This window comes from Alishewanella sp. d11 (genome assembly GCF_049390205.1).
In the GTDB taxonomy this organism is placed as follows: Bacteria; Pseudomonadota; Gammaproteobacteria; order Enterobacterales; family Alteromonadaceae; genus Alishewanella.
Genome location: NZ_CP186547.1, coordinates 1,747,451 through 1,774,331 on the forward strand (window position 1 = coordinate 1,747,451; position 26,881 = coordinate 1,774,331).

At 45.1% G+C, this 26,881-nt stretch carries 30 protein-coding genes; 18 read left to right on the forward strand and 12 right to left on the reverse strand.

Going from position 1 to position 26,881, the window contains the following annotated elements:
* Position 1 precedes the first annotated feature (1 nt).
* Genes gspG through ACO1PK_RS07840 form a run of 8 tightly spaced genes read left to right on the forward strand, consistent with a single transcriptional unit; the run spans position 2 to position 5,404 of the window.
* On the forward strand, positions 2 to 439 hold the full coding sequence (gene gspG / locus ACO1PK_RS07805) for a type II secretion system major pseudopilin GspG (RefSeq protein ID WP_423188103.1): 438 nt from the start codon (positions 2 to 4) through the stop codon (positions 437 to 439).
* Positions 439 to 1,008 carry a type II secretion system minor pseudopilin GspH gene (gene gspH / locus ACO1PK_RS07810; protein WP_423188104.1) on the forward strand — a complete coding sequence of 190 codons (570 nt, stop codon included), beginning with the start codon at positions 439 to 441 and terminating at the stop codon, positions 1,006 to 1,008. The genes gspG and gspH overlap by 1 nt, the downstream gene beginning before the upstream one ends.
* Complete coding sequence (gene gspI / locus ACO1PK_RS07815; protein ID WP_423188105.1) at positions 1,008 to 1,400, forward strand: type II secretion system minor pseudopilin GspI; 393 nt, start codon at positions 1,008 to 1,010, stop codon at positions 1,398 to 1,400. The genes gspH and gspI overlap by 1 nt, the downstream gene beginning before the upstream one ends.
* Positions 1,390 to 2,004 carry a type II secretion system minor pseudopilin GspJ gene (gspJ, locus tag ACO1PK_RS07820; RefSeq protein WP_423188106.1) on the forward strand — a complete coding sequence of 205 codons (615 nt, stop codon included), beginning with the start codon at positions 1,390 to 1,392 and terminating at the stop codon, positions 2,002 to 2,004. Before gspI ends, gspJ begins: the two co-directional genes overlap by 11 nt.
* Positions 2,001 to 2,999, forward strand: coding sequence for a type II secretion system minor pseudopilin GspK (gene gspK, locus ACO1PK_RS07825; RefSeq protein ID WP_423188107.1), 999 nt, complete (start codon positions 2,001 to 2,003; stop codon positions 2,997 to 2,999). The genes gspJ and gspK overlap by 4 nt, the downstream gene beginning before the upstream one ends.
* Positions 2,996 to 4,186 (forward strand): type II secretion system protein GspL, encoded by a 1,191-nt coding sequence (gene gspL, locus ACO1PK_RS07830; protein WP_423188108.1) that lies wholly within the window; start codon positions 2,996 to 2,998, stop codon positions 4,184 to 4,186. Before gspK ends, gspL begins: the two co-directional genes overlap by 4 nt.
* The gene (gene gspM, locus ACO1PK_RS07835; protein WP_423188109.1) at positions 4,183 to 4,653 is read left to right on the forward strand and encodes a type II secretion system protein GspM; all 471 of its coding nucleotides are present in this window, start codon (positions 4,183 to 4,185) and stop codon (positions 4,651 to 4,653) included. Before gspL ends, gspM begins: the two co-directional genes overlap by 4 nt.
* Position 4,654: 1 nt before the next feature.
* Positions 4,655 to 5,404 carry a type II secretion system protein N gene (locus ACO1PK_RS07840; RefSeq protein ID WP_423188110.1) on the forward strand — a complete coding sequence of 250 codons (750 nt, stop codon included), beginning with the start codon at positions 4,655 to 4,657 and terminating at the stop codon, positions 5,402 to 5,404.
* Here ACO1PK_RS07840 and yrfG read toward each other — a convergent pair.
* Positions 5,393 to 6,073: a GMP/IMP nucleotidase gene (gene yrfG, locus ACO1PK_RS07845; RefSeq protein ID WP_423188111.1), complete on the reverse strand. Its 681-nt coding sequence runs from the start codon at positions 6,071 to 6,073 to the stop codon at positions 5,393 to 5,395. The two genes, ACO1PK_RS07840 and yrfG, sit on opposite strands and share 12 nt — an antisense overlap.
* 60 nt (positions 6,074 to 6,133) lie before the next feature.
* Between yrfG and nudE the strand changes: the two genes are divergently transcribed.
* The 3 genes from nudE to pckA all read left to right on the forward strand — a co-directional run bounded on the left by nudE (position 6,134) and on the right by pckA (position 9,344).
* The gene (nudE, locus tag ACO1PK_RS07850; protein WP_423188112.1) at positions 6,134 to 6,745 is read left to right on the forward strand and encodes an ADP compounds hydrolase NudE; all 612 of its coding nucleotides are present in this window, start codon (positions 6,134 to 6,136) and stop codon (positions 6,743 to 6,745) included.
* On the forward strand, positions 6,699 to 7,523 hold the full coding sequence (gene cysQ / locus ACO1PK_RS07855) for a 3'(2'),5'-bisphosphate nucleotidase CysQ (RefSeq protein WP_423188113.1): 825 nt from the start codon (positions 6,699 to 6,701) through the stop codon (positions 7,521 to 7,523). The genes nudE and cysQ overlap by 47 nt, the downstream gene beginning before the upstream one ends.
* 222 nt (positions 7,524 to 7,745) lie before the next feature.
* A complete protein-coding gene (pckA, locus tag ACO1PK_RS07860) occupies positions 7,746 to 9,344 on the forward strand; it encodes a phosphoenolpyruvate carboxykinase (ATP) (protein WP_423188114.1) in 1,599 nt (532 codons plus the stop codon).
* A gap of 79 nt (positions 9,345 to 9,423) precedes the next feature.
* On the opposite strand, the gene ACO1PK_RS07865 is transcribed toward pckA, so the two are convergent.
* Together ACO1PK_RS07865 and ACO1PK_RS07870 are read right to left on the reverse strand one after the other, a co-directional pair.
* Positions 9,424 to 10,212, reverse strand: a complete 789-nt coding sequence (locus tag ACO1PK_RS07865) for a UDP-2,3-diacylglucosamine diphosphatase (protein WP_423188115.1) — start codon at positions 10,210 to 10,212, stop codon at positions 9,424 to 9,426.
* Between the two features lie 79 nt (positions 10,213 to 10,291).
* Entirely contained in the window at positions 10,292 to 11,326 is a 1,035-nt protein-coding gene (locus ACO1PK_RS07870) for a hydrolase (RefSeq protein ID WP_423188116.1), read from the reverse strand.
* Between the two features lie 30 nt (positions 11,327 to 11,356).
* Between ACO1PK_RS07870 and ACO1PK_RS07875 the strand changes: the two genes are divergently transcribed.
* The gene (locus tag ACO1PK_RS07875) at positions 11,357 to 11,869 is read left to right on the forward strand and encodes a hypothetical protein (protein WP_423188117.1); all 513 of its coding nucleotides are present in this window, start codon (positions 11,357 to 11,359) and stop codon (positions 11,867 to 11,869) included.
* Positions 11,866 to 13,431, forward strand: coding sequence for a GMC family oxidoreductase N-terminal domain-containing protein (locus ACO1PK_RS07880; protein WP_423188118.1), 1,566 nt, complete (start codon positions 11,866 to 11,868; stop codon positions 13,429 to 13,431). The genes ACO1PK_RS07875 and ACO1PK_RS07880 overlap by 4 nt, the downstream gene beginning before the upstream one ends.
* A 5-nt stretch (positions 13,432 to 13,436) precedes the next feature.
* Here the strand turns inward: ACO1PK_RS07880 and ACO1PK_RS07885 are convergent, their stop codons facing one another.
* From ACO1PK_RS07885 to ACO1PK_RS07895, 3 genes are all read right to left on the reverse strand, one after another.
* A complete protein-coding gene (locus ACO1PK_RS07885) occupies positions 13,437 to 14,219 on the reverse strand; it encodes a CLCA_X family protein (protein ID WP_423188119.1) in 783 nt (260 codons plus the stop codon).
* A 97-nt stretch (positions 14,220 to 14,316) separates the two neighbouring features.
* A complete protein-coding gene (locus ACO1PK_RS07890; RefSeq protein WP_423188120.1) occupies positions 14,317 to 14,877 on the reverse strand; it encodes a CBS domain-containing protein in 561 nt (186 codons plus the stop codon).
* 531 nt (positions 14,878 to 15,408) lie between these two features.
* On the reverse strand, positions 15,409 to 17,022 hold the full coding sequence (locus tag ACO1PK_RS07895; RefSeq protein ID WP_423188121.1) for an NAD(P)/FAD-dependent oxidoreductase: 1,614 nt from the start codon (positions 17,020 to 17,022) through the stop codon (positions 15,409 to 15,411).
* 167 nt (positions 17,023 to 17,189) lie between these two features.
* Between ACO1PK_RS07895 and fdxA the strand changes: the two genes are divergently transcribed.
* Positions 17,190 to 17,513 carry a ferredoxin FdxA gene (gene fdxA, locus ACO1PK_RS07900; RefSeq protein WP_423188122.1) on the forward strand — a complete coding sequence of 108 codons (324 nt, stop codon included), beginning with the start codon at positions 17,190 to 17,192 and terminating at the stop codon, positions 17,511 to 17,513.
* A gap of 218 nt (positions 17,514 to 17,731) precedes the next feature.
* Here the strand turns inward: fdxA and ACO1PK_RS07905 are convergent, their stop codons facing one another.
* Positions 17,732 to 18,247, reverse strand: coding sequence for a DUF2390 domain-containing protein (locus ACO1PK_RS07905; protein ID WP_423188123.1), 516 nt, complete (start codon positions 18,245 to 18,247; stop codon positions 17,732 to 17,734).
* The gene (locus ACO1PK_RS07910) at positions 18,237 to 20,165 is read right to left on the reverse strand and encodes an ATP-binding cassette domain-containing protein (RefSeq protein WP_423188124.1); all 1,929 of its coding nucleotides are present in this window, start codon (positions 20,163 to 20,165) and stop codon (positions 18,237 to 18,239) included. The genes ACO1PK_RS07905 and ACO1PK_RS07910 overlap by 11 nt, the downstream gene beginning before the upstream one ends.
* A gap of 111 nt (positions 20,166 to 20,276) precedes the next feature.
* On the opposite strand from ACO1PK_RS07910, the gene ACO1PK_RS07915 reads away from it, so the two are divergent.
* Positions 20,277 to 20,483, forward strand: a complete 207-nt coding sequence (locus ACO1PK_RS07915; RefSeq protein ID WP_423188125.1) for a YheV family putative zinc ribbon protein — start codon at positions 20,277 to 20,279, stop codon at positions 20,481 to 20,483.
* Positions 20,484 to 20,516: 33 nt separating this feature from the next.
* Here ACO1PK_RS07915 and ACO1PK_RS07920 read toward each other — a convergent pair whose 3' ends face one another.
* Together ACO1PK_RS07920 and ACO1PK_RS07925 are read right to left on the reverse strand one after the other, a co-directional pair.
* Positions 20,517 to 20,744, reverse strand: a complete 228-nt coding sequence (locus tag ACO1PK_RS07920) for a SlyX family protein (protein ID WP_423188126.1) — start codon at positions 20,742 to 20,744, stop codon at positions 20,517 to 20,519.
* Positions 20,737 to 21,708, reverse strand: coding sequence for a WD40 repeat domain-containing protein (locus ACO1PK_RS07925; protein ID WP_423188127.1), 972 nt, complete (start codon positions 21,706 to 21,708; stop codon positions 20,737 to 20,739). Before ACO1PK_RS07925 ends, ACO1PK_RS07920 begins: the two co-directional genes overlap by 8 nt.
* Before the next feature lie 104 nt (positions 21,709 to 21,812).
* Here ACO1PK_RS07925 and fkpA point away from each other — a divergent pair, with 104 nt between their 5' ends.
* Positions 21,813 to 22,544 carry an FKBP-type peptidyl-prolyl cis-trans isomerase gene (gene fkpA, locus ACO1PK_RS07930; RefSeq protein WP_423188128.1) on the forward strand — a complete coding sequence of 244 codons (732 nt, stop codon included), beginning with the start codon at positions 21,813 to 21,815 and terminating at the stop codon, positions 22,542 to 22,544.
* Positions 22,545 to 22,594: 50 nt separating this feature from the next.
* Here fkpA and rsd read toward each other — a convergent pair whose 3' ends face one another.
* Entirely contained in the window at positions 22,595 to 23,080 is a 486-nt protein-coding gene (gene rsd, locus ACO1PK_RS07935; protein ID WP_423188129.1) for a sigma D regulator, read from the reverse strand.
* Positions 23,081 to 23,228: 148 nt separating this feature from the next.
* Here rsd and nudC point away from each other — a divergent pair, with 148 nt between their 5' ends.
* Complete coding sequence (gene nudC, locus ACO1PK_RS07940; protein ID WP_423188130.1) at positions 23,229 to 24,026, forward strand: NAD(+) diphosphatase; 798 nt, start codon at positions 23,229 to 23,231, stop codon at positions 24,024 to 24,026.
* A gap of 256 nt (positions 24,027 to 24,282) precedes the next feature.
* Positions 24,283 to 25,362 (forward strand): uroporphyrinogen decarboxylase, encoded by a 1,080-nt coding sequence (gene hemE, locus ACO1PK_RS07945; protein ID WP_423188131.1) that lies wholly within the window; start codon positions 24,283 to 24,285, stop codon positions 25,360 to 25,362.
* A gap of 67 nt (positions 25,363 to 25,429) precedes the next feature.
* Here hemE and sthA read toward each other — a convergent pair whose 3' ends face one another.
* A complete protein-coding gene (gene sthA / locus ACO1PK_RS07950; protein ID WP_423188132.1) occupies positions 25,430 to 26,851 on the reverse strand; it encodes a Si-specific NAD(P)(+) transhydrogenase in 1,422 nt (473 codons plus the stop codon).
* Positions 26,852 to 26,881 lie beyond the last annotated feature (30 nt).

The window sequence follows — 26,881 nt, forward strand, 5'->3', positions numbered from 1 at the left end:
AATGAAAAAAAGTGCCGGTTTTACTTTGCTGGAAGTTATGGTGGTTATCGTTATTTTAGGGCTACTAGCCAGTTTTGTGGTGCCTAATTTAATGGGTAACCAAGAAGAGGCTGCACGTCAGAAAGTGGTAGTCGATATTCAGCAATTAGAAAACGCCTTAGATATGTATCGCTTACGGAATAGCTTTTACCCAACTTCAGAGCAAGGTTTGCAGGCATTAGTTACTGCCGCAACGTCGCAACCTGTGCCTCGTTCTTTTCCTGCTGATGGCTTTATTCGCCGCTTACCCAAAGATCCTTGGGGTCAAGACTATATTTTAGTCAGCCCTGGGCAAATGGGGAAAATAGATGTTTTTAGTACAGGCCCCGATCGGCTTGCTGGTACCGATGATGATATTGGTAACTGGAACTTGGATGGCACTAATTCAGGCAATAATTAATGCCTAAACGCAGCGGCTTTACCTTACTGGAGATATTACTGGTTATTGTGCTAATCGGTATTCTGGCCAGTGTTGTTGTTTTAAACTTTGACGGTGATACTGCTGAAGAGCAAGTTGATAAAGAAGCAGTGCGTTTTCAACAAGTGTTTCAATTTATTGCAGAAACTGCACAGCTTCGTCAACAGGAATGGGGCTTAGTGGTTGCAGAGAATGGCTATGCTTTTGTTTACTTTGCGGATGGCAGCTGGCAATGGGTGCAACAACCCGAGGTGGCAAAGCAGCATCGCTTGCCGGAGGGACTCCAGTTACAACTTGAGATCGAGGGCTTACCAGGGGCAGAGCAAAACTTGCTGAGTCAGCTTGAGTGGCAGCAAGAAGAGCAAACATCGCTGTCAACCGAGGAGGGAGCGGCAAAACCACCGTTACCTCAGGTATTTATTTTATCTTCGGGTGAAATAAGCCCATTTCGACTTAGTTTTAGTGCCAGCAAGGTGTTACCGCCAGTGAGTGTGCAAGTGGGTACCGATTTTAGTTTACCTTTAAGCCGTTTTAGTACGGAAGACCGCTAATGTCTTGTTATCGATCGCGCTTACCTGTAACAGGCTTTACCTTATTAGAGTTATTGGTAGCTTTGGTCATTTTTGCCACTGCGGGGGTCGCTATTATGCAAGCCAGTTCTAACCACTTAAGGACGGTTTGGCAACTGGAAGAACTGACGTTTGCAAGCTATGTTGCCAACAACCAATTGCAACTAGCTTTGCTCGACCCGTCGTGGCCACCTCGGGAGTTGCAGCAAGGTGAAGTGACCATGGCAAATCGTAACTGGATTTGGCGGTTAAGGGCGAATACGGTAACCGATGCTGATTTACGCGAGCTCAATGTCACTGTTAGCCTAGCCGAGCAGCCAGACGTGATTATTTATCAGCTTAAAACCTACGTTGGTCGACCGGATGAACAATAAAGGTTTTACCTTTTTAGAAATGCTACTGGCTATGGTGTTGTTCGCTATGGTGGGACTGGCCTCGGTTGCGGTATTAAGTAGTGTGACTAAGAGTGACGAAGCTTCCCAAGTCGCTATGCACCGGTTGCAGCAATTACAGCGTGCCATGTTAATGCTCGAACGGGATTTTATGCAAATTAGCGCGCGCTATGTTCGTATAGAGGGCGATCCTCCGCAACAAGAACGCCTTTGGGGTGAGCAATACTTATTAGAAAGCGAGGATCATGGTGTGAGTTTTACGCAGCAAGGCTGGCGTAATCCAGGCATGATTTTACCGCGCAGCGAAGTGCAAGCTGTTGCTTATCGTTTGCAGGAAGGGCAATTACAGCGGTTATTTACGCTTTACGTCGACGCGGTTAATAATACCGACCCACAACAGCAGGTGTTGTTGGAAGGTGTAGAGGCTTTTGAAATTACTTATTTATCTAACGATAAATGGGAGGAGCGTTGGCAACATGAATATTTGCCACAAGCCGTTAAGATCCGCATTGTTCAGCAAGATTTAGGTGAGTTAGAGCGAATCTTTGTTTTGCCAAATGGCATGTGGCGAGGTGACGCGTCATGAAGCAGCGCTTAGATTTTCGCCAGCGCGGAGTCGCTTTATTAACCGTATTGATGATCGTGGCACTTGTTGCCGTAATTGCTGTAGCGATGAGTGGTCGCTTACAGTTACAACTCCAGCGCCAGCAGAATTTACAACAACAAGAACAAGCTTTTTGGTATGGAATGGCAGCCGAAGCTTTTGCCAAAGTGTTATTGCGACGTTCATTACAAGACCAGGATACGGTTCATCTTGGACAAGACTGGGCGCAGCAGGGCGCGAGTTTTGTTGTAGACAATGGTCAAATTGCCGGAGAAATTAAGGATTTACATAGTTGCTTTAATTTGAATGTTTTGCAGCAACAGCCCGAGCGTTCGCAAAGCGGCCGAATACAACCCACCTTAGCGCAGCGTAGTTTTCAGCGTTTACTCGAACAAGTTGCTCCTGAATTAAGCATGCCAGCAGAGTACCTTACGGCCAGGATCAGTGACTGGGTTGACACTGATAGCTTATTGAATACCGCTGGGGGCGCAGAGCAGGATGATTACGCGGGATTACAGTTTCCTTATTACACCGCCAATAGCCTGATGGTAGCGGAATCTGAGTTACGCTTAATTCTCGACTTAACGCCTGCGGATTACCAATTGCTGTTGCCATATATTTGTGTCATTCCACAAAATACTAATTTTAAAATTAATGTGAATACTTTAACTGAGGAAAGTGCGGTAATTTTGGCTGCGTTATTGCCAGAATTAAGCCAGGAACAGGCGCAAGAAGTGATCTTAAGTCGTCCTGAAGAGGGTTTTACGGATATTGACAGTTTTTTACAGCATTCGGTTCTAGCCGGTTTGACTATATCAGATGAAGTTAAGGCAGTACTGAGTGTAAAATCTGAATACTTTAAACTACAGGCAACCACGGCCTACCTTGAATCAGGATTCAGGTTAACGGTGATATTCAAACGAGAAGAAAATGATGCAATCAAGGTGTTGGCTCGGCGTTTTGGAGGCCAGGGATGAATGAACAATTAATTATCAGACTAGGTAGCAAGGCGGAGCAGCCTATTTGTTGGTTAGTTTGGTCAGAATTAATGCAAGAGATTATTGCCAGTGGTGAAATTAGCTCAGCCAGCGAGCTGAATGCTCTGGCCGAGCGTTTGGGGCAAAGACCTGTTGTCGCTTTGGTTCCTGCTGCTGATGTGGTACTAAAAAAAGTGGCATTGCCTGCTAAGCCAACTAAACAACTATTACAAGCCTTGCCTTATATGCTGGAAGAAGAGCAGGCAGAAGATATTGATAAGCTTTATATTGCTTTAGGCAAAGCGGAACTGGTGTCTGGACAATATTGGCAACAGGTGGCTTTATGTCAGCGGCAAAGGCTGGAGCAGTGGTTAGGCTGGTTACACACTGCCGGTTTTAGCGTGAGTAGATTATTGCCTGATGCGTTATTGTTACCTGCCGATACGCTACCGAATTGTATCGCCATTCATGATCAATGGCTGTTACGTCAGGAACCATGGCAAGCAACCGCAATAGAACGCGACTGGTGGTCTGATTATTTACAATTAGCCGCACTGCCTGTTATTACCAGTTACTGTCCTTGGCCGATTGATATTCCCCAACAGCATCAAATTGCTAATCCAGAGTTGCCCTTAGTACTTTTAGCGAGAGGTTTGAATCAGACTGATTTTAACTTATTACAAGGGACTTATGCACCGAAACGTCGGCAAAACCAGCACTGGGTACACTGGCGTTTAAGTGCAAGCTTACTTGCTGCTTGTGTTTTAGTGTATGTGGGGCAACTTGCGCTGCACGTGTGGCAACAACAACAACAAGTTACTCAGCTCGAACAACAACTCCGCACTGAGTTTCAACAAGTATTCCCAGCAGAGCGTATTACTAACTTGAGCCGTCAGGTACAGCAAAAATTACGAAATACGGACGGTGTAGCCGAACAACAGCACTTTATGAGCTTGTTAGCCGCGTTACAATTGCGTTTAGAGGCCTTGCCAGATATTCGCCTTGATTCATTACGTTATGATGCCAGTCGTCAGGAGTTACGGTTTGCTGCCAGTGCGGCAGGTTTTCCCAGCTTTGAACAATTGAAAAATCAACTCGAGCAGGCGGGATACAGTGTCGAGCAAGGCGCGCTAAGTAATGATGGTAATCGAGTACAGGGTTCTGTAGTTATGCGGGGTAAACAATGAAGTCACAGCTTTTACGGTGGTGGTACGGATTAGCAACGCGTGAGCAGAGATTATTATTGTTAGCTACTCCGTTATTGTTATTAGGTGCTTTTTATTGGGGCATCTGGCAACCGCTGCATTATGCAGCAGAACGTAATAGCATAACCTTGCAACAGCTTGAGCGACAATTGGTTGCCTTTCAGCAAGTTCGACCTCTGCTACAACAATCGGCAAGCGGGCCGGCGCGAACTGGCGGAACTCTGGCGCAAATTGTCAGCACTAGCGCTCGTAGCTTTAACATTAGCGTGAGTCGTATGCAGCCTCAGAACGATCAGTTACAGCTAGTATTAGACGACTTAGCATTTGAACAGTTAATGCCATGGTTACAACAATTACACTATCAAAATGGCGTACAGCTGGTCAGTTTAGACGTTGCCGCGACTGACAATCCAGGAATAGTGCGTGTCAGAAGAATGGTGATCGAATAATATGCTAAAGCACTGGAAATTGACTTTACTTGGGCTAGTTGCCTATTTACTTTTTGTGCTGATATTAACACCTGCCAGTTGGTGGCTACGTTTAGCGCCACTGCCAGCTGCTGTGCAGCTTGGTCCTGTTTCTGGCACTTTATGGCAGGGCGAAATTCAGCAATTCGCTTATCAGCAAGTACGTTTGCCTGCACTAAGCTGGCAGTTAAGTCCCTGGTCGCTGCTGAGTTTAACGGCCAAGGCTCAGCTACAAAGCGGCAGCTTACAACAGCCGACAGAGCCTTATTTACAAGCCACAGTCAAAGTGGGAATAACCGGTATAACTGTAGAGAACACGCTAGTTAAATTGCCGGTTGCCAGTATTTTACCTTACTTAACGCTGCCATTGCCGGTGAATGCGGCGGGTGAGCTAATGCTGGATATTCAGCAATTACAGGTTGCCAATCAACAGTGCCAAAATTTATTTGGGCAAGTTAGTTGGCTAGATGCGAGGTTGCAACCGCCTACTGGCAATTGGTTAGACTTAAAACAGCTGCATGCCAGCTTAAGTTGTGAGGCGGGATTGCCCGTTTTGACCACAGATCCTGAGAACGTGTTATCACTGGCTGTGCGAGCATCCGTTACTCAGACCGGCAACCTGCGAGTGCAGGGGAGTCTTAAACCAGATGCGTCTTTACCCGCAGAGGTGCATCAGGCTATGCGTTTTGTTGGGCAGCCTGATGCAAGTGGACGCTATTCGTTAAACTTTTAACGCAGTTTGCTGGTAAATATCCGGCAGTAATAGGTTGTAGTCGGTAATGGCAGGAAATTCTGCAAATTGACTATGCGGTTTTTGACTGTCCGGATTTGCTACTGCCAAAAGATGTTTAATGCCGAACTGCTGTGCAGACTTTAATATGGGTAGGCTATCATCTACAAAAAGCGTGCGATTCAGTTCAAATCCCAGACGTTGCTGCAAGCGTTGCCAGAGAAGTTGGCTTTCTTTTGTCACGCCAAATTCGTGGGTAGAGATAAGTTGCTCTATGTAGCTAGCTAACTCAGTACGCTCCAGCTTTAAGGACAAACTGTCTGGGTGTGCATTTGTGACCAGAACAATATGTCGACCGGTTTGCTTTAACGCCGTTAAAAAAGCCGGGACATCGGCGCGCATTTGGATTTTATGCATTATTTCACGTTTGAGTTCGGTAATGGGTAACTGTAAACGTTTGCCCCAATAATCGAGGCAGTACCATTCTAGCTTGCCTTGTAATTGCTGATATTCAGCCGTTAATTCTGCAGTGGCTGCATGTTCGCTGATACCGGCAATTTCTGCCCAGCGCTTAGGAAGGTGCACTTGCCAAAAGTAATTATCAAAGTGTAAATCTAATAAAGTGCCATCCATGTCGAGTAGTACGGTATCTATTTCTGACCATTGCAGCATAGGTTTTTCCTGATATTCGTTTTATAGTAAGCCTAAGCTTAGTTTAACAGAGAGCAAAGTATGACGCAGCGTGACAACGATAAACATAAGCCGGAAATTCTTGCCCAAGAGATTGTGGCGCAAAGCCGTTTGTTTAAGGTTGAACAACTGCAGCTTCGTTTTAGTAATGGTGAAGAACGAACCTACGAAAGGATGCGCGGCAGTAACCGCGGTGCGGTAATGATTATTGCTTGTCCTGATCCAGACTGCTTTTATCTGGTGCGTGAATATTGTGCTGGGACGCATGATTATCAGCTAGGCTTTCCAAAAGGCTTAATTGATCCCGGTGAAGACATTATTACGGCTGCTAATCGGGAGCTAAAAGAAGAAATTGGTTTTGGTGCTGCCCGCTTTGTGCAACTAAAATCGCTTGCTTTAGCACCAGGCTATTTTAATGCTACAATGCACGTATTGCTGGCCTTTGATTTGTATGCGGAGCGTCTGGCAGGAGATGAGCCTGAACCTCTAGAGCTGGTAAGTTGGTCACGCCAGCAAACTGCAGCTTTGCTGCAACAGGCCGATTTTACCGAAGCACGAAGCGTAGCGGCGTTGTTGCTTGCTCAACAGTATTTGGAAGCTAATCCGGATGTTTTTAAGCAAACTGCTGGAACCTGCAAAAACGACAGCCCGTGAAGCTGGCGCCATTTTGTGGGAAATGTATCAAAGTGGTGATTTTACTGAACAGCACAAACAGGATCTCAGCCCTGTAACCTCTGCTGATCTTGCTGCCAATGCGCATATCATTGCCAAATTATCTGCGCTGACCCCCGATATCCCAATTATCTCGGAAGAGACGCAGTTAGTTCCCCTGCAACAGCGTTATGATTGGCCACGTTACTGGCTGATTGATCCTATGGATGGCACCCAGGAGTTTGTTGCTCGCAGTGGTGACTTTGCCGTCAGTATTGCGTTAGTGGAGCATGGTTGGCCAGCCCTTGGTGTTATCTATTGGCCAAAAGAAGATATCCTTTACTATGCTACTCGTGGCCATGGTGCTTTTAAACAACAAAAAAATTTGATCAAACGGATGCAGGTACATCAACTGCAACTGGGAGAGCAGATGCGTATAGCGGTGAGCCGTCGCCAACCTTTACAACCCATTACGGCGTTGCTGAATGCTGAACAACAAGTGCAATATATTCCGCTGGGGAGTTGTTCCTTAAAAAGTTGTTTGGTCGCTGAAGGTAAAGCGGACTGTTATTTAAGGCTTGGGCCAACGGGAGAGTGGGATACCGGTGCCGTGCAGGTTATTGTTGAAGAAGCCGGTGGTAAAATTCTGGACAGTCAATTTTCCGCATTAAGTTATAATCAGCGAGAAACCTTGGCGAATCCCGATTTTATGGTGATAGGTCAAGCTGAGTTACCATGGCCTGAGCTTATCAAAGCGAAATCTGCCTCTCGAATTCTGTAATAAAATTACCAAATTTAGTAATTAAGCAACTAGCTGGAGGCCGCGTCTTTATTGCCTTATAGCCAGATCAGCTTGAAAACTTAGCTATCTTTTTCTGTCGAAAAAATGCTATTATATGAGCGTGTTTTTTGAACAGAAAGCCGCCTTCTGCTCAAAAAGCAACGAATTAAATAAGTCCGCTAGAGACTGCCCCTTACCTACAGTACCCTTAGGAGTTTACACATGTCCGATCTGGATTTGGGCCAATACGGCATTACGAATGTCACGGAAGTCATCTATAACCCCTCATATGAATTGTTGTTTGCTGAAGAAACTCGCAGTGATTTAGTCGGGTATGAACAAGGTAAAGTTACTGAACTCGGTGCGGTTTCTGTCGATACCGGGATTTTTACAGGTCGCTCACCAAAAGATAAATACATTGTTCGTGATGACACAACACGCGATACCGTGTGGTGGTCCGATCAAGGTAAAAATGATAATAAAGCGATCAGCACTGAAGTATGGTCTGATTTAAAAGCTTTAGTGACTAAGCAGTTATCTGGTAAGCGTTTATTCGTTGTTGATACGTATTGTGGTGCCAATGCGGATACGCGTTTAGCCGTTCGTTTTATTACGGAAGTGGCTTGGCAGGCACATTTTGTAAAGAACATGTTTATCCGACCTACGGCGGAAGAGTTACCAAACTATAAGCCAGATTTTATCGTGATGAACGGTGCCAAGTGCACTAACCCAGATTGGCAGAAGCACGGTCTGAACTCAGAAAACTTTGTGGCGTTTAACTTAACTGAGCGTATCCAGTTAATTGGCGGCACTTGGTATGGTGGTGAGATGAAGAAAGGTATGTTCTCAATGATGAACTACTTCTTACCTCTGCAAGGTATTGCCTCTATGCATTGCTCTGCCAACGTGGGTAAAGACGGTGACGTGGCCATTTTCTTTGGTCTTTCTGGTACCGGTAAAACGACGTTATCAACAGACCCAAAACGTCAGTTAATTGGTGATGACGAGCATGGTTGGGATGATGACGGCGTATTCAACTTTGAAGGCGGTTGCTACGCGAAAACAATTAATTTGTCGAAAGAAAACGAGCCTGATATCTACAATGCAATCCGTCGCGATGCGTTGTTAGAAAACGTCAGTGTAGCCGCTGACGGTACTATTGATTTTAATGATGGTTCAAAGACAGAAAATACTCGTGTTTCTTACCCAATCTACCATATCGACAACATTGTTACGCCAGTATCGAAAGCGGGTCACGCGAAAAAAGTGATCTTCTTAACTGCTGATGCGTTTGGTGTATTACCTCCGGTATCTAAGTTAACCAAAGAGCAGGCAAAATATCACTTCTTATCAGGTTTCACCGCTAAATTAGCGGGCACTGAGCGTGGTATTACTGAGCCAACCCCCACTTTCTCTAGCTGTTTTGGCGCGGCATTCTTGAGCTTACACCCAACCAAATATGCCGAAGTATTAGGTAAGCGGATGGAAGACTCAGGTGCAGAAGCCTATTTGGTCAATACGGGCTGGAACGGTACAGGCAAGCGGATTTCTATTAAAGCAACCCGCGCCATTATTGATGCAATCTTAGATGGTAGTATTGAAAATGCGGAATTTGTGCAACTGCCTTACTTCAATCTGGCGATCCCAACCCATCTGCATGATGTGGAAGATGGCATCTTAGATCCGCGCGCGACTTACGCCAATGCCGCCGATTGGGACCTTAAAGCAAAAGATTTAGCGAAACGTTTCGTCGATAACTTTGTCAAGTTTACCGATAACGACGAAGGCAAAGCCCTGGTTGCGGCTGGTCCACAGCTTTAATACTCCGTGTTTTTGTAGAAAGCCTGCTGTCCAGCAAGCTTTTTTACCACACTACACACAGTAAATTTCAATAGGCAGCTTAGGCTGCCTTTTTAGTATTTACAGCTTGCACAGGTAAAGCAGCTAGACGCTGTTGCTGCTCTGCCCAATGAAACAAAGTTAAGCTACCATCTTGTTGTTCTATCAGAGCCGTACAGCTATCAATCCAATCGCCGTCATTGCAGTAAATAATGCCATCTTCAATCACTAGCTCAGGATGATGGATATGGCCACACACTATGCCATCATAACCAGCACGCTTCGCTTTGTTAATCGCTGCTTGGCGATAGCGCGCTATCGCTTTTAATGCGCCAGGTACACGGCTTTTAATATAAGCGGCTAGGCTAAAGTAGCGTCCGCCGAGTAAGCGTCGTCCGCGGTTATACCAGCGGTTTAAAAAAAGCAGTAAGTCATAGAGCTTATCACCAAGCCAACTTTCCATTCTGCCAAAACTGACGTCCTTATCAAATTCATCACCATGAATAAGGAGGAGTTTCTTGCCTTGCGCAGTAGTATGACTGGCACGAAGCGCAATTTTGATATTACCAAAGCTTTTACCTTTGTATAACCGCAGCGCTTCATCATGATTGCCAGGCACATAGATGATCTCGGTACCTTGTTCAGCTTGTTGTAGCAAATGTTGTAGCACCTTATTTTGGGCTGCAGGCCAATTGACCTGTTTTTGCATAGCCCACAGATCCACAATATCACCAAGTAAGTAAATTTTCTCTGCTTGACTCTGTTGTAAAAAACTCAGCAGAAAATCTGCCTGACAGTCTTTACAGCCAAGGTGAACATCTGAAATAAAAATGGTGCGGCAGCTGAGCATAGTCGTGTCCTGTTATGGTTTCAGACAGGCGTTAGCTTCAGCTGTTTAGATGACGAACGTATGACGAGCAGTTGACGTTTTATTGACCAGCGGTCTTGGCAGCAAAAGCGATAGTAAGTTGCTCCAAAATAAATGAAGGGATCCGCTGATTTAGCCAAAACACGGGTTTGAACGGCTGCTTACCGCTGACAAAGCCAACATGGCCTCCGTTTAGACAAAGTTGATACTCAATAGCTGGGCTGAGATCGGCCGGACGAGGGATAACATCATCGCTTAAAAAAGGATCGTCCTTGGCGTGAATTATTAAAGTCGGCACCTTGATGCTTTTTAGATATGCCATACCGCTTGCCCGTTGGTAATAATCTTTAGCATTTTTAAAGCCGTGGATCGGGGCAGTATAATGTTCATCAAACTCTTCAATGCTTCGCATAGCATGGATTTTTGCTGCGCTAAGTGGTAATGGAAAATCGGCATGTTCTGCCAGTTTTGCCAGTGTGGCTTTTTTTAAGCGGTTTAACAGGTAAGTTTGATAGATTTTACTGCTACCTTGATTAATGCGTTTGGCGCAAGCGGCTAAAGATAACGGCGGGCATACGGCCACCGCAACTCGTAATGGGTTATGCTGTGCTTGTTCGCCACAATATTTCACGAGAACGTTTGCACCGAGAGAAAATCCGACAGCACACAGAGGCATTTGTGGGTAGCGTTGTTGCAGCATAGCGATAACTTCTCGCAGATCTGCAGTATCGCCACTGTGATAGGCTCTAGCCAATTTATTGGGGCGACCATTACAGCCCCGAAAGTGCATCAATACACAGGGTAAATCATGTTGTTTTAACGCAGCGATTAAGCCTTGAATATAGTGACTATGAATATCACCCGCTAAACCATGTAACAGCACAACTAAAGGTCGCTTATCGCTTGTGCTTAAGCGGTGGCTCCAATTGAGTTGAATCTCATCACCATCACTTAGGTGAAAGGTTTCAGCATCAGTGCACAGCTTTGATTTTGGGCTGAGGTATTTGGCAAAAATAGTTTGTAAATGCGCGTTACGTAACCACCATGGCGCTAAAAAAGGCGTGGTCGTTGCTGCTGGTCTGATGTCTACTTGCAAAAAAAGTCTTCCTGATAAAGAATGGTCAAAATGATTAAAAAATGGACTGTGATGAACAGACGTCAATTTCTTTTTACCGGTTTGGCCTTAGCCGGTAGTGCGACTTTAGGCATTCAGTTTTGGCAGTATAGCTTAACGCCACAAGCTGATAATCGTACCTTAGTGCTTGCTGCCATTTTACCCGCTTTGTTATATGGGGCTTTGCCTGAGGATCCGCAAGAGGCTCGCAGGGCGCTCGAACGCACAGAGCAGGCTGTGCAAGATTTTATGCATTTCCTGCCATTACGCCAGCAACAACAATTAGATCAATTATTTAATTTAATGGCGCATCGTTTTAGTCGTTTAGGGCTAACCGGGTTGTGGTTAAACCTTGAGGAGTTAACCCTACAACAACGTTTACTGATATTACAGCGTTGGCGTGACAGTTATTTATTGACACTACAACAAGCTTACCACGGGTTACGCGAGCTGTTGTATGGTGCTTTTTATGGGCAACCTGAACATTGGCAGACACTTACATACAGCGCGCCGAGGTTCAGATGAGCGATATTAATCATATCGATGCCAGTACCTTACAGCGTGATCAGCATTTTGAGGCCGATATTGTCATTATTGGTTCAGGCGCTGGTGGGGGCATAGCTGCGGAGCAATTTGCCCAAGCAGGTTATAAGGTGCTACTGCTCGAGGAGGGTGCTTGGTATCAACGTCAGCATTTTGTGATGGAAGAACGCTGGGCTTATCCTCACTTATACCAAGAAGGTGCTGCGCGTAAAACGCGCGATCAGGCAATTAGTATTTTACAAGGGCGCACTGTTGGTGGCTCGACCACGGTGAATTGGACAACCTCTATTCGTACCCCTGAGCCGACCTTGGCTTTTTGGCAGCGTGAGTTTGGTCTTAATTTTAGTACTGAGCAGAGTCTAGATCCTTACTTCGCGCTTGCAGAGCAACGCCTCAATATCCATAGTTGGCCAGTACCTCCTAATGCCAATAATGCTAAGTTACAGCAAGGCTGTGAGCGCTTAGGTTGGGAATTCACGGTTATTAATCGCAATGTAAACGCCTGCGCGAATTTAGGCTATTGCGGCATGGGCTGTCCGATAAATGCCAAACAATCAATGTTAGTCAGTACCATTCCGGAAGCTATGCGGCTGGGAGCAACGCTGATTTCGCGATTATCCGTTAGACGTTTACACTGGCAAAAAGATCAGGTGATAGGCTTGGAAGCGGTGCCAGTGGATCAATACTTTCAACCTCGCACTGATATTAAACTTAGCTTTAATGCGAAACATTATATTGTGGCTGCGGGTGCAATAGGCTCACCAGCCTTATTATTGCGTTCGAAAGTGCCCAACCCCTCAGGCCGCTTGGGCAAACATACCTTTCTGCACCCCACGGTGATATCTGGCGCCATCTTTGCTGAGCAGATACATGGTCATCGTGGTGCGCCGCAGTCTATTTATTCCGATCAATTTGTTTGGCCGCAAGACGCTGACTTAGCCGGTTACAAACTCGAGGTACCGCCTATTCATCCTGTGCTGATGGCTACCAAGCTAATTGGCATGGCGGATCAGCATGCGGCATTGATGCAGGAATTTAATCAGCTACAAGTCACCATTGCGTTATTACGAGATGGCTTTCATCTCCAAAGTCAGGGGGGAACTGTGCAGCTAGATAGCGCGGGGCAACCGGTGTTGGATTATCCACTCACGGACTATCTGTGGCAGGGCATGCGTCGCGCTTTGTTATCCATGGCGGAATTACAGTTTGCCGCTGGCGCACGGCAGGTCATGCCAATTAATCATCACGCTCAGCTTTATAACAGTTGGTCTGAAGCAAAGTCGGCGATTGCCGAACTCCCTTTAGCGCCGCTCCAACAAACTGTCGTATCTGCGCATGTGATGGGTGGTTGTAATATGAGTACCTCGCCACACACTGGGGTCGTAAATCAAGATGGCCGACATTTCCAGTTAACAAATTTATCGGTATTTGATGGTTCAATCTTACCAACTAGTTTAGGCGCTAATCCCCAGTTAACCATTTACGCCCTGATTTGGCGTCATAGTCAGGTACTTATTCAACACCTACAACAAGCGCATACGTGATCAGTTTATCGCTGTAGTGAGTCTGCCAGTAATTTAAAGTAACGCAACCAAAGTAGGCTGAGTTGCTGAGTTAACGTGTTATCAGGATAAATGCCACGAGCTGCAGCCGCACCTTGCAGTGTTCCTGCGACTAAAAAATGATTTTTAACAGCTTGGCACTGAATCACTTTCTCAAAGGCTCTGGCGGCCATCTCTTCAGGTAATGCCAGATATAAACGGTTAGCTGCCGCATCAAGTTGTTGACAGTGCCGAAAGAATGGACTGGGGGCTTGCTGGTCTTCGGATAATAATAACGCTTGAAAAGCGCTGTCTAATAAGTTGTTCAATGGATGGGGTTTTAGTTTAGCTTGGCTAAGCCATAAACGGCTGGCGAAAATGCCTGCAGCAGGTTCAGCAAACATTTTGCTCGCAATATAATGATCGAACGCATGCCACCACTCATGAGCCAAACTGCCGGCACCGGCATTTTTGGCTAACGCCAGAATGCGCCCTTTGGGTTGATAAAACGCGCATACCCCGGGCTGACCACCAATACCAAAGGTCAACGCTAAACTGCCCCTTAAAGAGATAACTTCGGCTGGAACCTGCAAAATATGCTGTAAATCAGCAAAGGCATCAAAGAATAAATTAGCCGCAATTTGCTGTTCAGCTGCGGTAACCCAGCGTCCGATATGAATACTGTTAAAACCAAAAAGGGTGACTAAATCAGCAAAGCTGACATCCGCGCCCGCTCGATGTGAGGGGCCGTTACGGAAGAATTGACGATGGAGACGAGAAGAAGACTGCATAGGCTTATAGTAGCGGCAGTTATAGTTTAACTGCAACAAAAAAGCGGGCTAACACGCTTGGAGTCACATGCTAACCCGCAGACCTTAACGGTGAAATCTAAGCATGTAAGCTATCAAAAATACGCAAGAAGGTTGGCTGCTGCCGAATGGCTAGCGGCATATGCAGTCTTTTAGCTAAATCTTGGGCATGAATTAAACCACGGATCTGATGATTATCACGGTCGACCACCAAGCAATATTGCTCGCCATTCGATTGCATAGTATTAATTACGTCGGCAATAGTGCAGTTTTGTAATTGCTGATACGCCAGAGCTTTTACGCTGTCGCGTGGGCGCATCAGATCACGTACTTTAATCTCGTGACGATCGGATCCTTGAATCACTAGCCGCATAATAGCTTGTTCTGACAGTTGCTCAATATGCACCAGCCCCGTCATTTCCTCATTGGCGTCGACGACCAATTTTAACTGGCAATGTTCTTGTTGCATCATTTCTAGCGTAATTGCCGCAGAGGTGCTTTCTTCGATAATAGTGGGTTGGCTCTGTTTAAAGTCAGTAAAAACAGTTAATGCTGGGCTGTTTAAGGTCGCATCTGTAAAGTCTGTTGGTTGAATCAGCTGATCTACAGCATCTAAATTAAATAAGGCTAATTTTTTCATGATCATTTCCAAATGTTATTGGCAAGCAGAGGCCCTGCCAAAATAAAGAGTTTATTTAGTGTTTCAGGGGGATTTGATCAGAAAAAAGGTGGTGCTCTGGCGGAATCTGGACTAGAGCTGAAAGACAACCAAGGTGCAATGTAGTGGGTGGTAATGGCACCGAAAATAGCAAAGTAGGGTTGCGAAACCAAAACAAGTAAAGTGTCTGGTTCGTCCGGCTCATGATCTGCCAAGTTTGGAGCTTGGTTTGGAGTGTTGTGTTGAACGTTAAGTGCTTTAAATTGACTATCAGCGAGTGGTGATAACCTTTGGTCATGCGCATTAGCTGTTTCTGTTGTTGCCAACAGACTCAGATAAAGAAACGCAAGAAGCAGGTTAAGAAAACGCATTGTTCAAATTAGACTCGTATATTGTTCTATATCAATAATGCGCACTAATTTACAAAACTACAAGGGGCTATTGAAAAAATAGCCCCTATCTGTCCTAAAAAATACGGTACTTAACGAATTGAGACGGGTGGAGAGATATTCCTTAAGGTTGCTGCAGCATTTGTTGTGCTAATGCCTCAGCCACTCGGATACCATCGATAGCGGCAGATAAAATACCACCGGCATAGCCTGCACCCTCACCAGCCGGATATAAGCCTTTTACGTTGATGCTTTGGAAATCGGCTCCGCGCTTAATGCAAATAGGTGAAGATGTCCTTGTCTCTACCGCTGTTAACAGGCCATCGGGTTTAGCAAAACCTCGAATTTGCTGCTCGAATGCCGGTATGGCTTCGCGGATTGCCGCTGTAGCATAGTCTGGCAATAAACCCGATAAATCAGTAAGTTTGATGCCTGGCGTATAAGACGGTTGCACAACACCTAAGTCGCCAGAGGAGGTGCCAGTGAGAAAGTCGCCAATCAGTTGCGCGGGTGCATGATAATCAGCACCGCCTAGAGTAAAAGCCGCTTGTTCTAGTTTTCGTTGTAGCTCAATTCCGGCAAGTGGATGGCCAGGATAATCTTGCTCTGGGTGGATGCCAACCACGATGGCACTATTGGCATTCCGTTCATGCCGCGAGTATTGACTCATGCCATTAGTGACCACGCCACCCGTTTCTGAGGCGGCTGCTACTACCGTCCCCCCTGGACACATACAGAAACTGTAAACCGTGCGTCCATTTTGGCAGTGATGAACCAGCTTATAATCTGCCGCGCCTAAGATAGGGTGACCTGCGTTGGGGCCCCAGCGGCAACTGTCGATCATCGATTGTTCATGCTCAATCCGAAAACCAACCGAGAACGGTTTGGCTTCAATGTAGACACCAGCGTCATGTAGCATATGAAAGGTATCTCGGGCGCTATGGCCAACGGCTAATACCAGATGCTTGCAATCAAGTCGTTCCCCGTTATTCAATGTCACACCGGTTAGCTGATTCTCGGTGATATGAATTTGATCGACTCGACTACTGAAACGAATCTCCCCACCTAGCGCAATAATATTCGCTCGCATTTTTTCCACCATCGACACTAATTTAAAGGTGCCGATATGTGGCTTACTCACGTACATAATCTCTTCGGGTGCACCGGCTGCAACAAACTCGGTTAACACTTTACGACCGTAGTGTTTAGGATCTTTAATCTGGCTGTACAATTTGCCATCTGAAAAAGTGCCGGCACCGCCCTCGCCATATTGCACATTAGATTCGGTATTCAGTGGTTGTCCGCGCCAAAACCCGAAAGTATCTTTCGTGCGTTCCCGAACCGCTTTACCACGCTCTAAAATAATGGGTTTAAACCCCATCTGTGCCAGCAGTAACCCAGCAAATAAGCCGCATGGACCAAGCCCAACAACAACAGGGCGTTCTGTTAAGGTGGTTGGTGCTTGTGCGACAAACTTATAGTTGGTATCTGGTGACAGATTTACATGAGGATCCTTAGCAAACTTTTTAAGGAGCATGGCTTCATTTGCGACCTCAAGATCCAGCGTATAGATAAGTTGGATATCTGTCTTTTTACGCGCGTCAATACCACGTTTAAACACAGTAAAATGCGATAGATCACCTTCAGGAATAGCTAATTTCGCCAAAATTCTGGCTTTGAGTTCTGCCATTTCATCTTGGTGATGTAAAGGTAATTTCATTTCGGTTAAACGTAACATAACAGGGAGATCCAATGTTTAATCAAGCAAGTCAGGCCGGTAATCTCGGCAATAACAGCTATTTTACGTGATCTTGCACCAGCTGTCCGCAGTAGCTTGCGTTTCTCGGTTGTTTTTCGTCGCAGCTCCAGTATGATCAGCACCTGTTGCAAGTGGAGGATTTTACGATGGCCTTTGTCGTAGGTGAAAATTGTATAAAGTGTAAATATACTGATTGCGTGGCAGTATGCCCAGTAGATGCGTTTTTTGAAGGCCCTAACTTTCTGGCGATTAGCCCCGATATTTGTATAGATTGTGGTTTATGCGAGCCAGAGTGCCCAGCTAATGCCATTTATCAAGAAGATAAAGTGCCTGCAGCCCAGCAACCTTTTATTGCGCTGAATGCCGAACTTGCAGTACTTTGGCCTAACATTACTACGGTCAAACCAGCACCAGCAGATGCTGATGCTTGGAACGGTGTTGCTGATAAGCTGCAGTATCTAGAAACGTGATTATTTGGTGACTTCGTCATCAGAATGGCCCACTTTGTACATAAAGTACACAGCGTAAAAGATGCACAGGCCGATCACAATCGCGAGTCCGCTGAATGAAATAAAGATGACTGGGTCGTTTAAAAATTCATGCCATAGGTTCATTGCTTTTCCTCCCAAAATGTTCTGTCTACAGTTTAAGCAGATAGCACAGCTTCAGGTATGATGCAGATCAAGCTTTAGGGTAAGCTTATAGCGCACCGAGCAAAGGTTTGACGCAGATCAATAAGATCAGTGGTAAGTGTTGTCGATAGCGGTACGCCAAGTAATTTTAGATAAAGACTGAGATTATCTGCTGTGGTGTGTTGAGTGAAGGTTAGCGCGTCACAGAGCAGTTGTTGTTCACACTGCTCTGCAACTAACTCGGTATGCAGCAAGCTTTGCTTGAGTTGTAATTGCTGTGAGGCTTGAAGCGGTAGGGTGTGTAATTGCTTACGGCAGTAACGTATGACTTGTGTTAGCTGTTGATTAAGCGGAGCAAGTTGCTGTATGCTGTTAATTAAGACATCCTGACTCACTTGCCAAGATAATTGTTCGGCGTAACCGAGCGCCAGCAGCACATTCACATTCGCCTGATAGTTGTCTTGCCAGCGTAAACAAAGCTGTTTAACGGCTGGATAACTGGCTAAGCTAAATTGCCAGAGCTGCTCAGGGCAAAATTGCGCTGAGCGTTCATCTTCGCTATTAGCCGCCATGTTGTTGCCAGAATTGCTGCGTTTGCAGCTCCAGTTGCTCTTGCGCCTCAAACCACTGCTCTTCAATCGTGGCGAGATGACTATTGGCACTAGTTTGCTCGGCTAACAGTTTAGTCAGTTGGCTTTTCTGTTTGGCATCGTAGATATCTGGCTCTGCTAATTGCTGTTCTAACTGGGCTAATTGTGTGGTCAGTTGCTGCTGCTGCAATTCTAATTTATCAATTTTTTGTTTTAGCGGCCTTAGTAAATTCCGCAGGTCTGCTTCCAAACGTTTTTGATCTTTACGTTGCAAGGCGCTGACACTATTACTCGCGTCAGCAGTACTGCTTTGTGCTTGTAGATTGGCTTGTGTTTGTCGAGCATCTTGTTGCAGCCATTGGTAATAGTCGGGTAAATCACCATCAAAAGGGGCAACTTTGCCATGGGCAACTAAATAAAACTCATCGGTTGTACTGCTTAACAGATGCCTATCATGTGAAACTACGACAATAGCACCTGCAAAGTCTTGTAGTGCCATAACGATAGCTTCGCGCATGTCTAAATCTAGGTGGTTAGTGGGTTCGTCCAGTAACAATAAATTAGGACGCTGATAGACCAGCAATGCTAATACGAGCCGGGCTTTTTCCCCACCAGAAAACGGCGCACAGGCTTCTAAAGCTTTATCACCATGAAAACCAAAACCACCGAGGAAGTCGCGAAGTTTTTGTTCAGGCACCAACGGATCTAAGCGCACCAGATGTTGCAGCGGTGAGTCTTGTGGACGTAAGGTTTCTAATTGATGCTGCGCAAAATAGCCTAAACTCACGCCATTGGCATACCATACTTCACCACTTTTGGGGGTAAGTTCACCGGAGAGCAGCTTTATTAATGTTGATTTACCTGCACCATTGCGTCCTAATAGACCAATACGGCTGCCAGGTAGTAATTGAAAATTAATATTACTGAGTATCACTTTATCCGCATAACCTGCTTGTACATTATCCATTTTTAACAGCGGGTTGGGTAAAGACTTGGGTTCGCGAAAGCTAAAACTAAAGGGCGAATCAATATGTGCTGGCGCTAATAATGTCATGCGCTCTAACGCTTTAATACGACTTTGTGCCTGTCTTGCTTTTGTTGCTTGTGCTTTAAAGCGATCAATAAATTGCTGCAAATGTGCAACTTGGCGTTGTTGTTTTTCAAAATTCGCTTGATGTTGCGATAATTGCTCAGCACGTTGCCGCTCAAATTGACTATAATTGCCCTTATAAAGCGTTAAACATTGTCGTTCGATATGCACTGTATTGTCAGTTACTGCGTCCAGAAAATCCCGATCATGGCTGATTAACAGTAGCGTGCCTGGATAATTACTTAAATACTTCTCTAGCCAAAGTACGGCATCCAGATCTAGGTGGTTGGTTGGCTCATCGAGTAACAGCAGGTCGGCTGGTTTCATTAAGGCTTTGGCTAAGTTCATCCGCATCCGCCAACCGCCAGAAAATGATTTTACAGCTAAGTTTTGCATCTCGCCGCTAAAACCTAAGCCAGCTAATAGTGTGCCTGCTTTAGCTTCAGCTCGATAACCGTCTAAGGCCTCTATTTGTTGATGCACGGCCGCGAGATCACTTTCGCTACACTGGCTGCGCGCTTTAACTAATAAAGGAAACAGGGCTTCATCGCCTTGTAAAACATAATCTAGTGCTGAGCAATCTAGTGCAGGTGTTTCTTGAGCCACGGTGGCAACAACCCATGCCGCTGGGATATTCACATTACCGGTATCGGCATGGAGTTTACCCTGTAATAGGGCGAACAAACTGGATTTGCCGCAGCCATTTGCACCGACAATTCCCACCTTTTGCCCTGGAAATACGGTAAGATCGGCACCACTAAACAGCGCGTTAATGCCGCGGCGCAATTCTACCTGCTGTAACTGAATCATGTTTTTCTCTGTAACAGTGAACTAGGCGGCTAATTTTACGCTATATCCTAGAGAAACCAAGGGCTGTTACATAAATTCGCTATGTGGTTAGCCTGCCAACTAAGGAACATCATGACCTCACGTAAGAAGAAACGCTTTATTGCCGGAGCAACCTGCCCAAGTTGTAAAGCAGCCGATACCATGAGTTTGTTTATAGAAAACAATATTGAAAAAGTGGAATGTGTTGCTTGTGGTTATCAGATGGCACAGCCTGAACCTCAGGTCGCCAACTCAACTCGTAGTAACGAGTTAGTTATTGGCGTGTTTAAACCTGAATAGCGAAGGGATTCTATTATCTTAGGTTTGCAATCATTAATAATGCGGCGGTGGAGGTTCTTCTTCTGGACGCAAAATGCCACTTTCTTCAGGCATCTGCTGTAGTTTTTCCGCAAGCAGGATAATTTGTCGCTGTAGTTGTTCAATACGCTTTTGGTGCGCTAATAACTCCTGATGCAGACTATTTACGGTGTCTTCTTGAAAAGCAATTTTGCTTTCTAGTTCTATCAGGTGTAGTTGAATATCTGAAGTGTCATTACTCATAAGTTATTTTCCATACTTCGGCTAAGCCACTGGAGCTTTCGCTGATTATACGCTCTACATCAAGAAATGCGACTGCATGCACTACTGCGCTGGCGGGTCTGCTGTCGACACGAGGTGACACACGCCAGCGTTGTAATTCTTTACCTGTGGCGACTTGCCATAACACTAGGCTGCGCGTTGGTGCGCCTGTTAAGAGGTATTGCCCATCTGCACTAAAGCGTACAGCGCTAAAAATTTGTTGTCGGGTAATCATTTGTAACTGGCTTATTCTTTCTCCCGTTTGAATGTTCCAAATTTGCGCTAAGTTTTGGCTGTCCGCAGTAAACGCATAGCGACCCTGTGGATCAAGAGCCACTTTGGTGACTCTACTTGGGTGAATGAAACTATATAAGATTTGTGCAGTCTGAGTATCCCAGAGGTGAGCGCTATAGTCGTTACTGCCGGTTAAGGCGTAACGACCGTTGGGTGACATTGCTACACTATTAATCCGTTCAGTATGCCCAAGAAAATCCAGCCGTCTGCCACTACTGAGCGTGATGTGTTGTACCGTGTTATCACTTTTGCCTATTAATAAGTGCTCGCCATTGTTAGAAACGGCGATATCACGGATGCTGAACGCATCAGTTTGCCAGTAACCAACGTTTTTGCCATCGTTGGTGCGCCATAAAGCAAAGGTGTGTTGGTCCGCGGTTAGCACGTGGCTGTTGTCTTCACTTAACGCGAGATTAAACACTAAGTTTTCGGTCGCATCTTGATGCCGCCATTGGTACAGAAGTGCATTTTGTTCTATGTCCCAAAAGGCGATACCATCTTGTACGGATGACACTACAGCGTAGCGGCCATCAGATGACAATGCGGCGGCATAACTCACATCAGCAACATGTTGCCAGTGTGCTATGGGCTGAGTTTCTACTTTGTTGCAAGCAACCAAGAATAAACTCAGAAAAAAAACAGGATATTTCATCTTAGGTGTTAACCTCATCCGTACAAAGCGTTAGTATAGCTGAGCTAACTAAAATCTATTAAATCATACTTTGGCAATATCATTGTCAAACTTTGGAGAAAAGAATGCGTTTAAAAACTAAACTTACCCTAGTTGCAGTAGCATTATTAACGTTAAGTGCCTGCGGTAAAGAAGAGAAGCCTGCTGCAGCACCTGTGTTGGATACTGAACAAGCAAAACAAGCTTATAGCTTAGGTGTATCTGCTGGTCGTTATTTGCAAAGCACCATTGAAGAGTACAACAAAATCTCAGTTGACCTAAATGCAGATCTAATTTTACGCGGTGTACAAGACGGTATTGCTGGAAAGTCAGAAGTTTCAGAAGAAGATATTCAACAACTTCTCACTGCTCTAGATGAAACCTATCGTAATGAACAAACAAAATTAGCTGAAGCGGCTGCGGCATCAGCCAAAGCGGCAGGTATCACTTTCTTAACTGAGAACGCCAACAAAGAAGGTGTTACTGTGACAGAATCTGGCTTACAGTATGAAGTATTGCAGGCCGCTGAAGGTGTGAAACCCACAGCAACCGATACTGTTAAAGTACACTATACTGGCACTTTGATTGATGGTTCGGTATTCGATAGCTCAGTAGAGCGTGGTGAGCCAATCGAATTCCCACTGAATCGAGTTATTCCAGGTTGGACTGAAGGCGTGCAATTAATGAGTGTTGGTTCAAAGTTCCGTTTCACCATTCCTTCAGAATTAGCCTATGGCGAACGTGATATGGGCACTATCCCACCAAACAGTGTCTTAGTATTTGAAGTAGAATTACTAGATGTTATTAAAGCGCAGTAAGATGCCTTTCTAAAAAAAGCGGCTTCTGCCGCTTTTTTCAATTTCAAAAATTAAGCAGGATTTGTTTCATCCTGATGTTTGACATACAAGGTTTCAATCAACCTATCTTCTAAAGCAAACCGCTCTTCTAATGATTGACCTAACGCGGACAGTTCAATATCAAAAGCGCCGCTATTTCTTGTGCTTAAATGTTCCGCATACTTATCATTAAACTCTAGTGCCAAGTCAGTCGAAACAGAAATCTTCGGATATAAAGACTCTGCCAGTTTTCGGCTATCGCGACCATTTATGGCGCACTGCGTAACAATTTGTTCGTATACTTCAAAATGCCCAGCAGAAAGATAATCCATGAGTAACTGGCAAAATTCAATAATCTTGTCTTGCGAAGGCATAGTGTGGCGATCTTTTTCAAATGGCGGTAAGCCAGCAAGTTTGCAATAACTGACAATTAATTGCTGTCTTTCGTCCAGCCAGTTATCAATGGCGACTAGGCTGCCGCCCCATTTTTGTTGCGCCTGCTGTAAGCGGGTATACATTCGCTTCTCCTTAGATGCAGTAATCTTTCTGCAATAGTGTCTAATTAAAAGAGTTTCCTGCAAAAAATCAACCGTTTTTTTATTGGTCTGCTCAGTAAACCCCAGTATGATAGCAAAAATGCGCATAATTAGTAGGAACCATACTGCCATGATTAAACATAGTCTGAAGTTGCCTGATACTGAGCATGGCTATTGGTTTATCATTAATCAGGGACGTGTCTATCTACAAGATAGCCAAGCTGTGCCTTGTGGTAGCTTGGCAAATTTACCTATTGATTGTTCGGACATGGAGATATGCTTTATTGGCGAATATCAGCAGCAACCTTGTTACTTAGTTGTTTTTGATGACCGGGTTAGTGACGAGCAAAATTGGCATTCTGCAAGAACATTATTGCCCTATGGTGAAGCAGTATTTCAATTAGCGGCTAGGGCAACGCAAGTTGCCTTATTTTTACAAACGCATCGTTTTTGTGGTCAGTGCGGCAGTACCATGCGCTTGGTTAATTGGGAGTTGGCGACCTTATGTCAAAAGTGCGGGCATCGTTGCTACCCAAGGATTGCGCCGTGCGTCTTGGTTGCAGTGATTAAAGATAGTGAGATTCTGCTGGCCCGATCGAATAGACATAAAGCGGGGTTCTTTTCAATTTTAGCCGGCTTTGTTGAGTCTGCAGAAACGCTGGAGCAAGCAGCCGTTAGAGAAGTAAAAGAGGAAGTGGGTATTGATATCAAAAATCTACGCTATATCGGTAGCCAACCTTGGCCTTTTCCGCATTCATTAATGACAGGCTTTATTGCTGACTATGCGGGAGGGCAGATCGTTTGCCAACCTCAAGAAATTGCTGAAGCTTACTGGTGTGATTTGGCCGATTTACCGGAAACACCTAGTATTGATACTTTATCGGGCCAATTAATTGCTTTGGCACAGCAACTTAAAAAATCGCAATAAAAAAGCCACTCAACGTGGCTTCAAATTGGGATCTCATGGTCTCGTTCAACGAGCTTCTTTATTAAACATCTTCACTAGCGCATGTAGTTTATATCAGATCAAATTTGCTTAAACAAGCGCTTTTTGACATAAACATGAATCTAAGATGAATATTTTTACTCTTTACGTAAAGGTAAGCTAGCATTTAGATACAGATCATAGAGCTTGACTGGCTTAAGTGCTAAAATAATTCCAAATTATAAATGGCGGATATGTTATGCAATTAAAAAATGATCGATACCTCAGGGCGCTTCTTCGGCAGCCTGTTGATCAAACTCCAATCTGGATGATGCGTCAAGCGGGGCGTTATTTACCTGAGTACCGCGCAACGAGAGCTCAAGCCGGTGATTTTATGTCACTGTGTAAAAATCCGGAATTAGCCTGTGAGGTTACTTTACAGCCTTTACGTCGCTATCCACTAGATGCCGCTATTTTGTTTAGTGATATTTTAACTATTCCTGATGCCATGGGCCTAGGCTTAACTTTTGGTGTAGGTGAAGGGCCACGTTTTAGTAAACCTATTCGTGACTTTATGGATGTGGTACATCTGCCCATACCTGATCCAGAGCAAGAGTTGCGTTATGTGATGGATGCTGTACGCACTATTCGTCGCGAGTTAAACGGTAGTGTGCCTTTGATTGGTTTTTCTGGCAGCCCATGGACGTTAGCAACTTATATGGTTGAAGGCAGTGGCAGCAAGACCTTTAGTATTATTAAGAAAATGATGTATAGCGAACCTGAAGTATTGCACATGCTGCTCGATAAGCTGGCACAAAGTGTTACGCTGTATCTGAATGCCCAGATTGCGGCAGGCGCCCAGGCAGTGATGATTTTTGATACGTGGGGTGGTGTGTTAACGCCAAGAGATTACAAAGAATATTCTTTAAGTTATATGCAATCCATTATTGATGGCCTGACTCGTGAAGCAGATGGTCGTAAAGTCCCTGTGACACTCTTTACAAAGAATGGTGGTCAATGGTTAGAAATGATGTCTGCAACAGGCTGTGATGCGCTTGGATTGGATTGGACAACAGATATTAGTCAAGCAAGAGCGCGCGTCGGTGATAAGGTTGCTTTACAAGGTAATATGGATCCTTCAGTGTTACTTGGTACACCAGAGCGTATTCGTCAGGAAGTTCAGACCATTCTTGATGGATTTGGACAAGGTACAGGGCACGTCTTTAACTTAGGCCATGGTATCACTCCGGATGTTGATCCAGAAAATGCGCGCGTATTTATTGAAGCAGTGCAAGATTTTAGCCCTACTTATCATATGAATACTGAGATAGAGGCTTGAGGTTAAGCCGTTAGAGCTCGAAAACTTAAAAGGGCGTTGCTGATCCAGCTGCGCCCTTTTAATGTGGCTAAAATAATCTATTAAGACCGTTTAAAGCTGCCACACGATAGGCTTCAGCCATAGTTGGGTAGTTGAAGGTCGTATGAACGAAATAATTAAGATTGTTGCCGCCATTTTTCTGCATCATAATCGCTTGCCCGATGTGTACTATTTCTGCAGCACGTTCACCAAAACAATGTATTCCCAAGATTTCTAAGGTATCACGGTGAAACAATAGTTTAAGACTGCCAGCGCTAGTATTAGCGATTTGTGCTCTAGCCAGATGTTTAAATTGCGCTCGCCCTACTTCATAGGGGATTTTTGCCGCAGTGAGCTCTTGTTCTGTTTTTCCCACAGAGGACATTTCAGGAATGGTATAAATACCGGCAGGAATATCGGCTATCAGATGGCCATCAAGATTGCCTTTGACAATAGCTTCACCCGCCAGTCGGCCCTGATCATAGGCTGCACTGGCTAGGCTGGGATACCCAATAACATCGCCTACCGCATAAATATTTTCAACCGAGGTTTGATATTTCTCGTTTACTTTTAATAGACCACGGCCATCGGCTTCTAAACCCACTTGATCTAGAGCGAGCATGTCTGTATTACCGGTTCGACCATTGGCAAAAAGAAAACAATCGGCTTTCATTTTTTTGCCAGACTGTAAGTGCAGTATGACGCCATCATCGCGGCCTTCAATATGTGAAAACTCCTCACCATGGCGAATTGTCATCCCAGAGTTCCAAAAATGGTAACTCAGCGAATCTGAAATTTCAGCATCCATAAATGACAGTAGACGGTCGCGTGTGTTAACCAAGTCGACTCTGACTCCTAATCCTCTAAAAATTGATGCATATTCGCAGCCAATTACACCTGCACCGAAAATGATGATATGGCGGGGATCATGTTCCAGCGACAGAATGGTGTCGCTGTCATAAATTCTTGGATGTGAGAAGTCGACATGCGGGGGGCGATAAGGACGAGAGCCACTGGCAATGACGATGGTTTCAGCACTTAAAACATAGCTGCTGCCATCGCTGTTACTGACTTCTACATGGTGCTTATCAATAAAACGGGCTTCACCCTGATAAATTTTTACCAGATTACGGTCATAAAAGCCGGTACGTAACCGAACTTGTTTGTGAATGACTCCGGCCGCATGCTTAAGAATCTGTGAGAATGTTAAGCCTTTGACATGTTCTTCAACTTGAAACAGCGGGTTTTCATTAAATTCGATTAAGCGACTGACGGAATGTCGCAGCGCTTTTGAGGGAATTGTTCCCCAGTGCGTACAGCCACCACCTACAGCATGATAGCGTTCTATAGCGGCAACAGTTTTGCCACTCTTCGCCAAATACATTGCTGCACCTTCACCGCCAGGGCCGGTACCTATGACGATAGCATCATAGTCGAAGTGGGGCTTTTTTTTGATCGATTTCGCTGTCACGATATTAATTCTCGAGCTGACTCAGGATAT

Excerpts from the sequence above, each read along its gene's own strand:
- gspG (WP_423188103.1), top strand. The coding sequence starts at position 2 with ATGAAAAAAAGTGCCGGTTTTACTTTGCTGGAAGTTATGGTGGTTATC.
- gspH (WP_423188104.1), top strand. The coding sequence starts at position 439 with ATGCCTAAACGCAGCGGCTTTACCTTACTGGAGATATTACTGGTTATT.
- gspI (WP_423188105.1), top strand. The coding sequence starts at position 1,008 with ATGTCTTGTTATCGATCGCGCTTACCTGTAACAGGCTTTACCTTATTA.
- gspJ (WP_423188106.1), top strand. The coding sequence starts at position 1,390 with ATGAACAATAAAGGTTTTACCTTTTTAGAAATGCTACTGGCTATGGTG.
- gspK (WP_423188107.1), top strand. The coding sequence starts at position 2,001 with ATGAAGCAGCGCTTAGATTTTCGCCAGCGCGGAGTCGCTTTATTAACC.
- gspL (WP_423188108.1), top strand. The coding sequence starts at position 2,996 with ATGAATGAACAATTAATTATCAGACTAGGTAGCAAGGCGGAGCAGCCT.
- gspM (WP_423188109.1), top strand. The coding sequence starts at position 4,183 with ATGAAGTCACAGCTTTTACGGTGGTGGTACGGATTAGCAACGCGTGAG.
- ACO1PK_RS07840 (WP_423188110.1), top strand. The coding sequence starts at position 4,655 with ATGCTAAAGCACTGGAAATTGACTTTACTTGGGCTAGTTGCCTATTTA.
- yrfG (WP_423188111.1), bottom strand. The coding sequence starts at position 6,073 with ATGCTGCAATGGTCAGAAATAGATACCGTACTACTCGACATGGATGGC.
- nudE (WP_423188112.1), top strand. The coding sequence starts at position 6,134 with ATGACGCAGCGTGACAACGATAAACATAAGCCGGAAATTCTTGCCCAA.
- cysQ (WP_423188113.1), top strand. The coding sequence starts at position 6,699 with ATGTTTTTAAGCAAACTGCTGGAACCTGCAAAAACGACAGCCCGTGAA.
- pckA (WP_423188114.1), top strand. The coding sequence starts at position 7,746 with ATGTCCGATCTGGATTTGGGCCAATACGGCATTACGAATGTCACGGAA.
- ACO1PK_RS07865 (WP_423188115.1), bottom strand. The coding sequence starts at position 10,212 with ATGCTCAGCTGCCGCACCATTTTTATTTCAGATGTTCACCTTGGCTGT.
- ACO1PK_RS07875 (WP_423188117.1), top strand. The coding sequence starts at position 11,357 with ATGATTAAAAAATGGACTGTGATGAACAGACGTCAATTTCTTTTTACC.
- ACO1PK_RS07880 (WP_423188118.1), top strand. The coding sequence starts at position 11,866 with ATGAGCGATATTAATCATATCGATGCCAGTACCTTACAGCGTGATCAG.
- ACO1PK_RS07885 (WP_423188119.1), bottom strand. The coding sequence starts at position 14,219 with ATGCAGTCTTCTTCTCGTCTCCATCGTCAATTCTTCCGTAACGGCCCC.
- ACO1PK_RS07890 (WP_423188120.1), bottom strand. The coding sequence starts at position 14,877 with ATGAAAAAATTAGCCTTATTTAATTTAGATGCTGTAGATCAGCTGATT.
- ACO1PK_RS07895 (WP_423188121.1), bottom strand. The coding sequence starts at position 17,022 with ATGTTACGTTTAACCGAAATGAAATTACCTTTACATCACCAAGATGAA.
- fdxA (WP_423188122.1), top strand. The coding sequence starts at position 17,190 with ATGGCCTTTGTCGTAGGTGAAAATTGTATAAAGTGTAAATATACTGAT.
- ACO1PK_RS07905 (WP_423188123.1), bottom strand. The coding sequence starts at position 18,247 with ATGGCGGCTAATAGCGAAGATGAACGCTCAGCGCAATTTTGCCCTGAG.
- ACO1PK_RS07910 (WP_423188124.1), bottom strand. The coding sequence starts at position 20,165 with ATGATTCAGTTACAGCAGGTAGAATTGCGCCGCGGCATTAACGCGCTG.
- ACO1PK_RS07915 (WP_423188125.1), top strand. The coding sequence starts at position 20,277 with ATGACCTCACGTAAGAAGAAACGCTTTATTGCCGGAGCAACCTGCCCA.
- ACO1PK_RS07920 (WP_423188126.1), bottom strand. The coding sequence starts at position 20,744 with ATGAGTAATGACACTTCAGATATTCAACTACACCTGATAGAACTAGAA.
- ACO1PK_RS07925 (WP_423188127.1), bottom strand. The coding sequence starts at position 21,708 with ATGAAATATCCTGTTTTTTTTCTGAGTTTATTCTTGGTTGCTTGCAAC.
- fkpA (WP_423188128.1), top strand. The coding sequence starts at position 21,813 with ATGCGTTTAAAAACTAAACTTACCCTAGTTGCAGTAGCATTATTAACG.
- rsd (WP_423188129.1), bottom strand. The coding sequence starts at position 23,080 with ATGTATACCCGCTTACAGCAGGCGCAACAAAAATGGGGCGGCAGCCTA.
- nudC (WP_423188130.1), top strand. The coding sequence starts at position 23,229 with ATGATTAAACATAGTCTGAAGTTGCCTGATACTGAGCATGGCTATTGG.
- hemE (WP_423188131.1), top strand. The coding sequence starts at position 24,283 with ATGCAATTAAAAAATGATCGATACCTCAGGGCGCTTCTTCGGCAGCCT.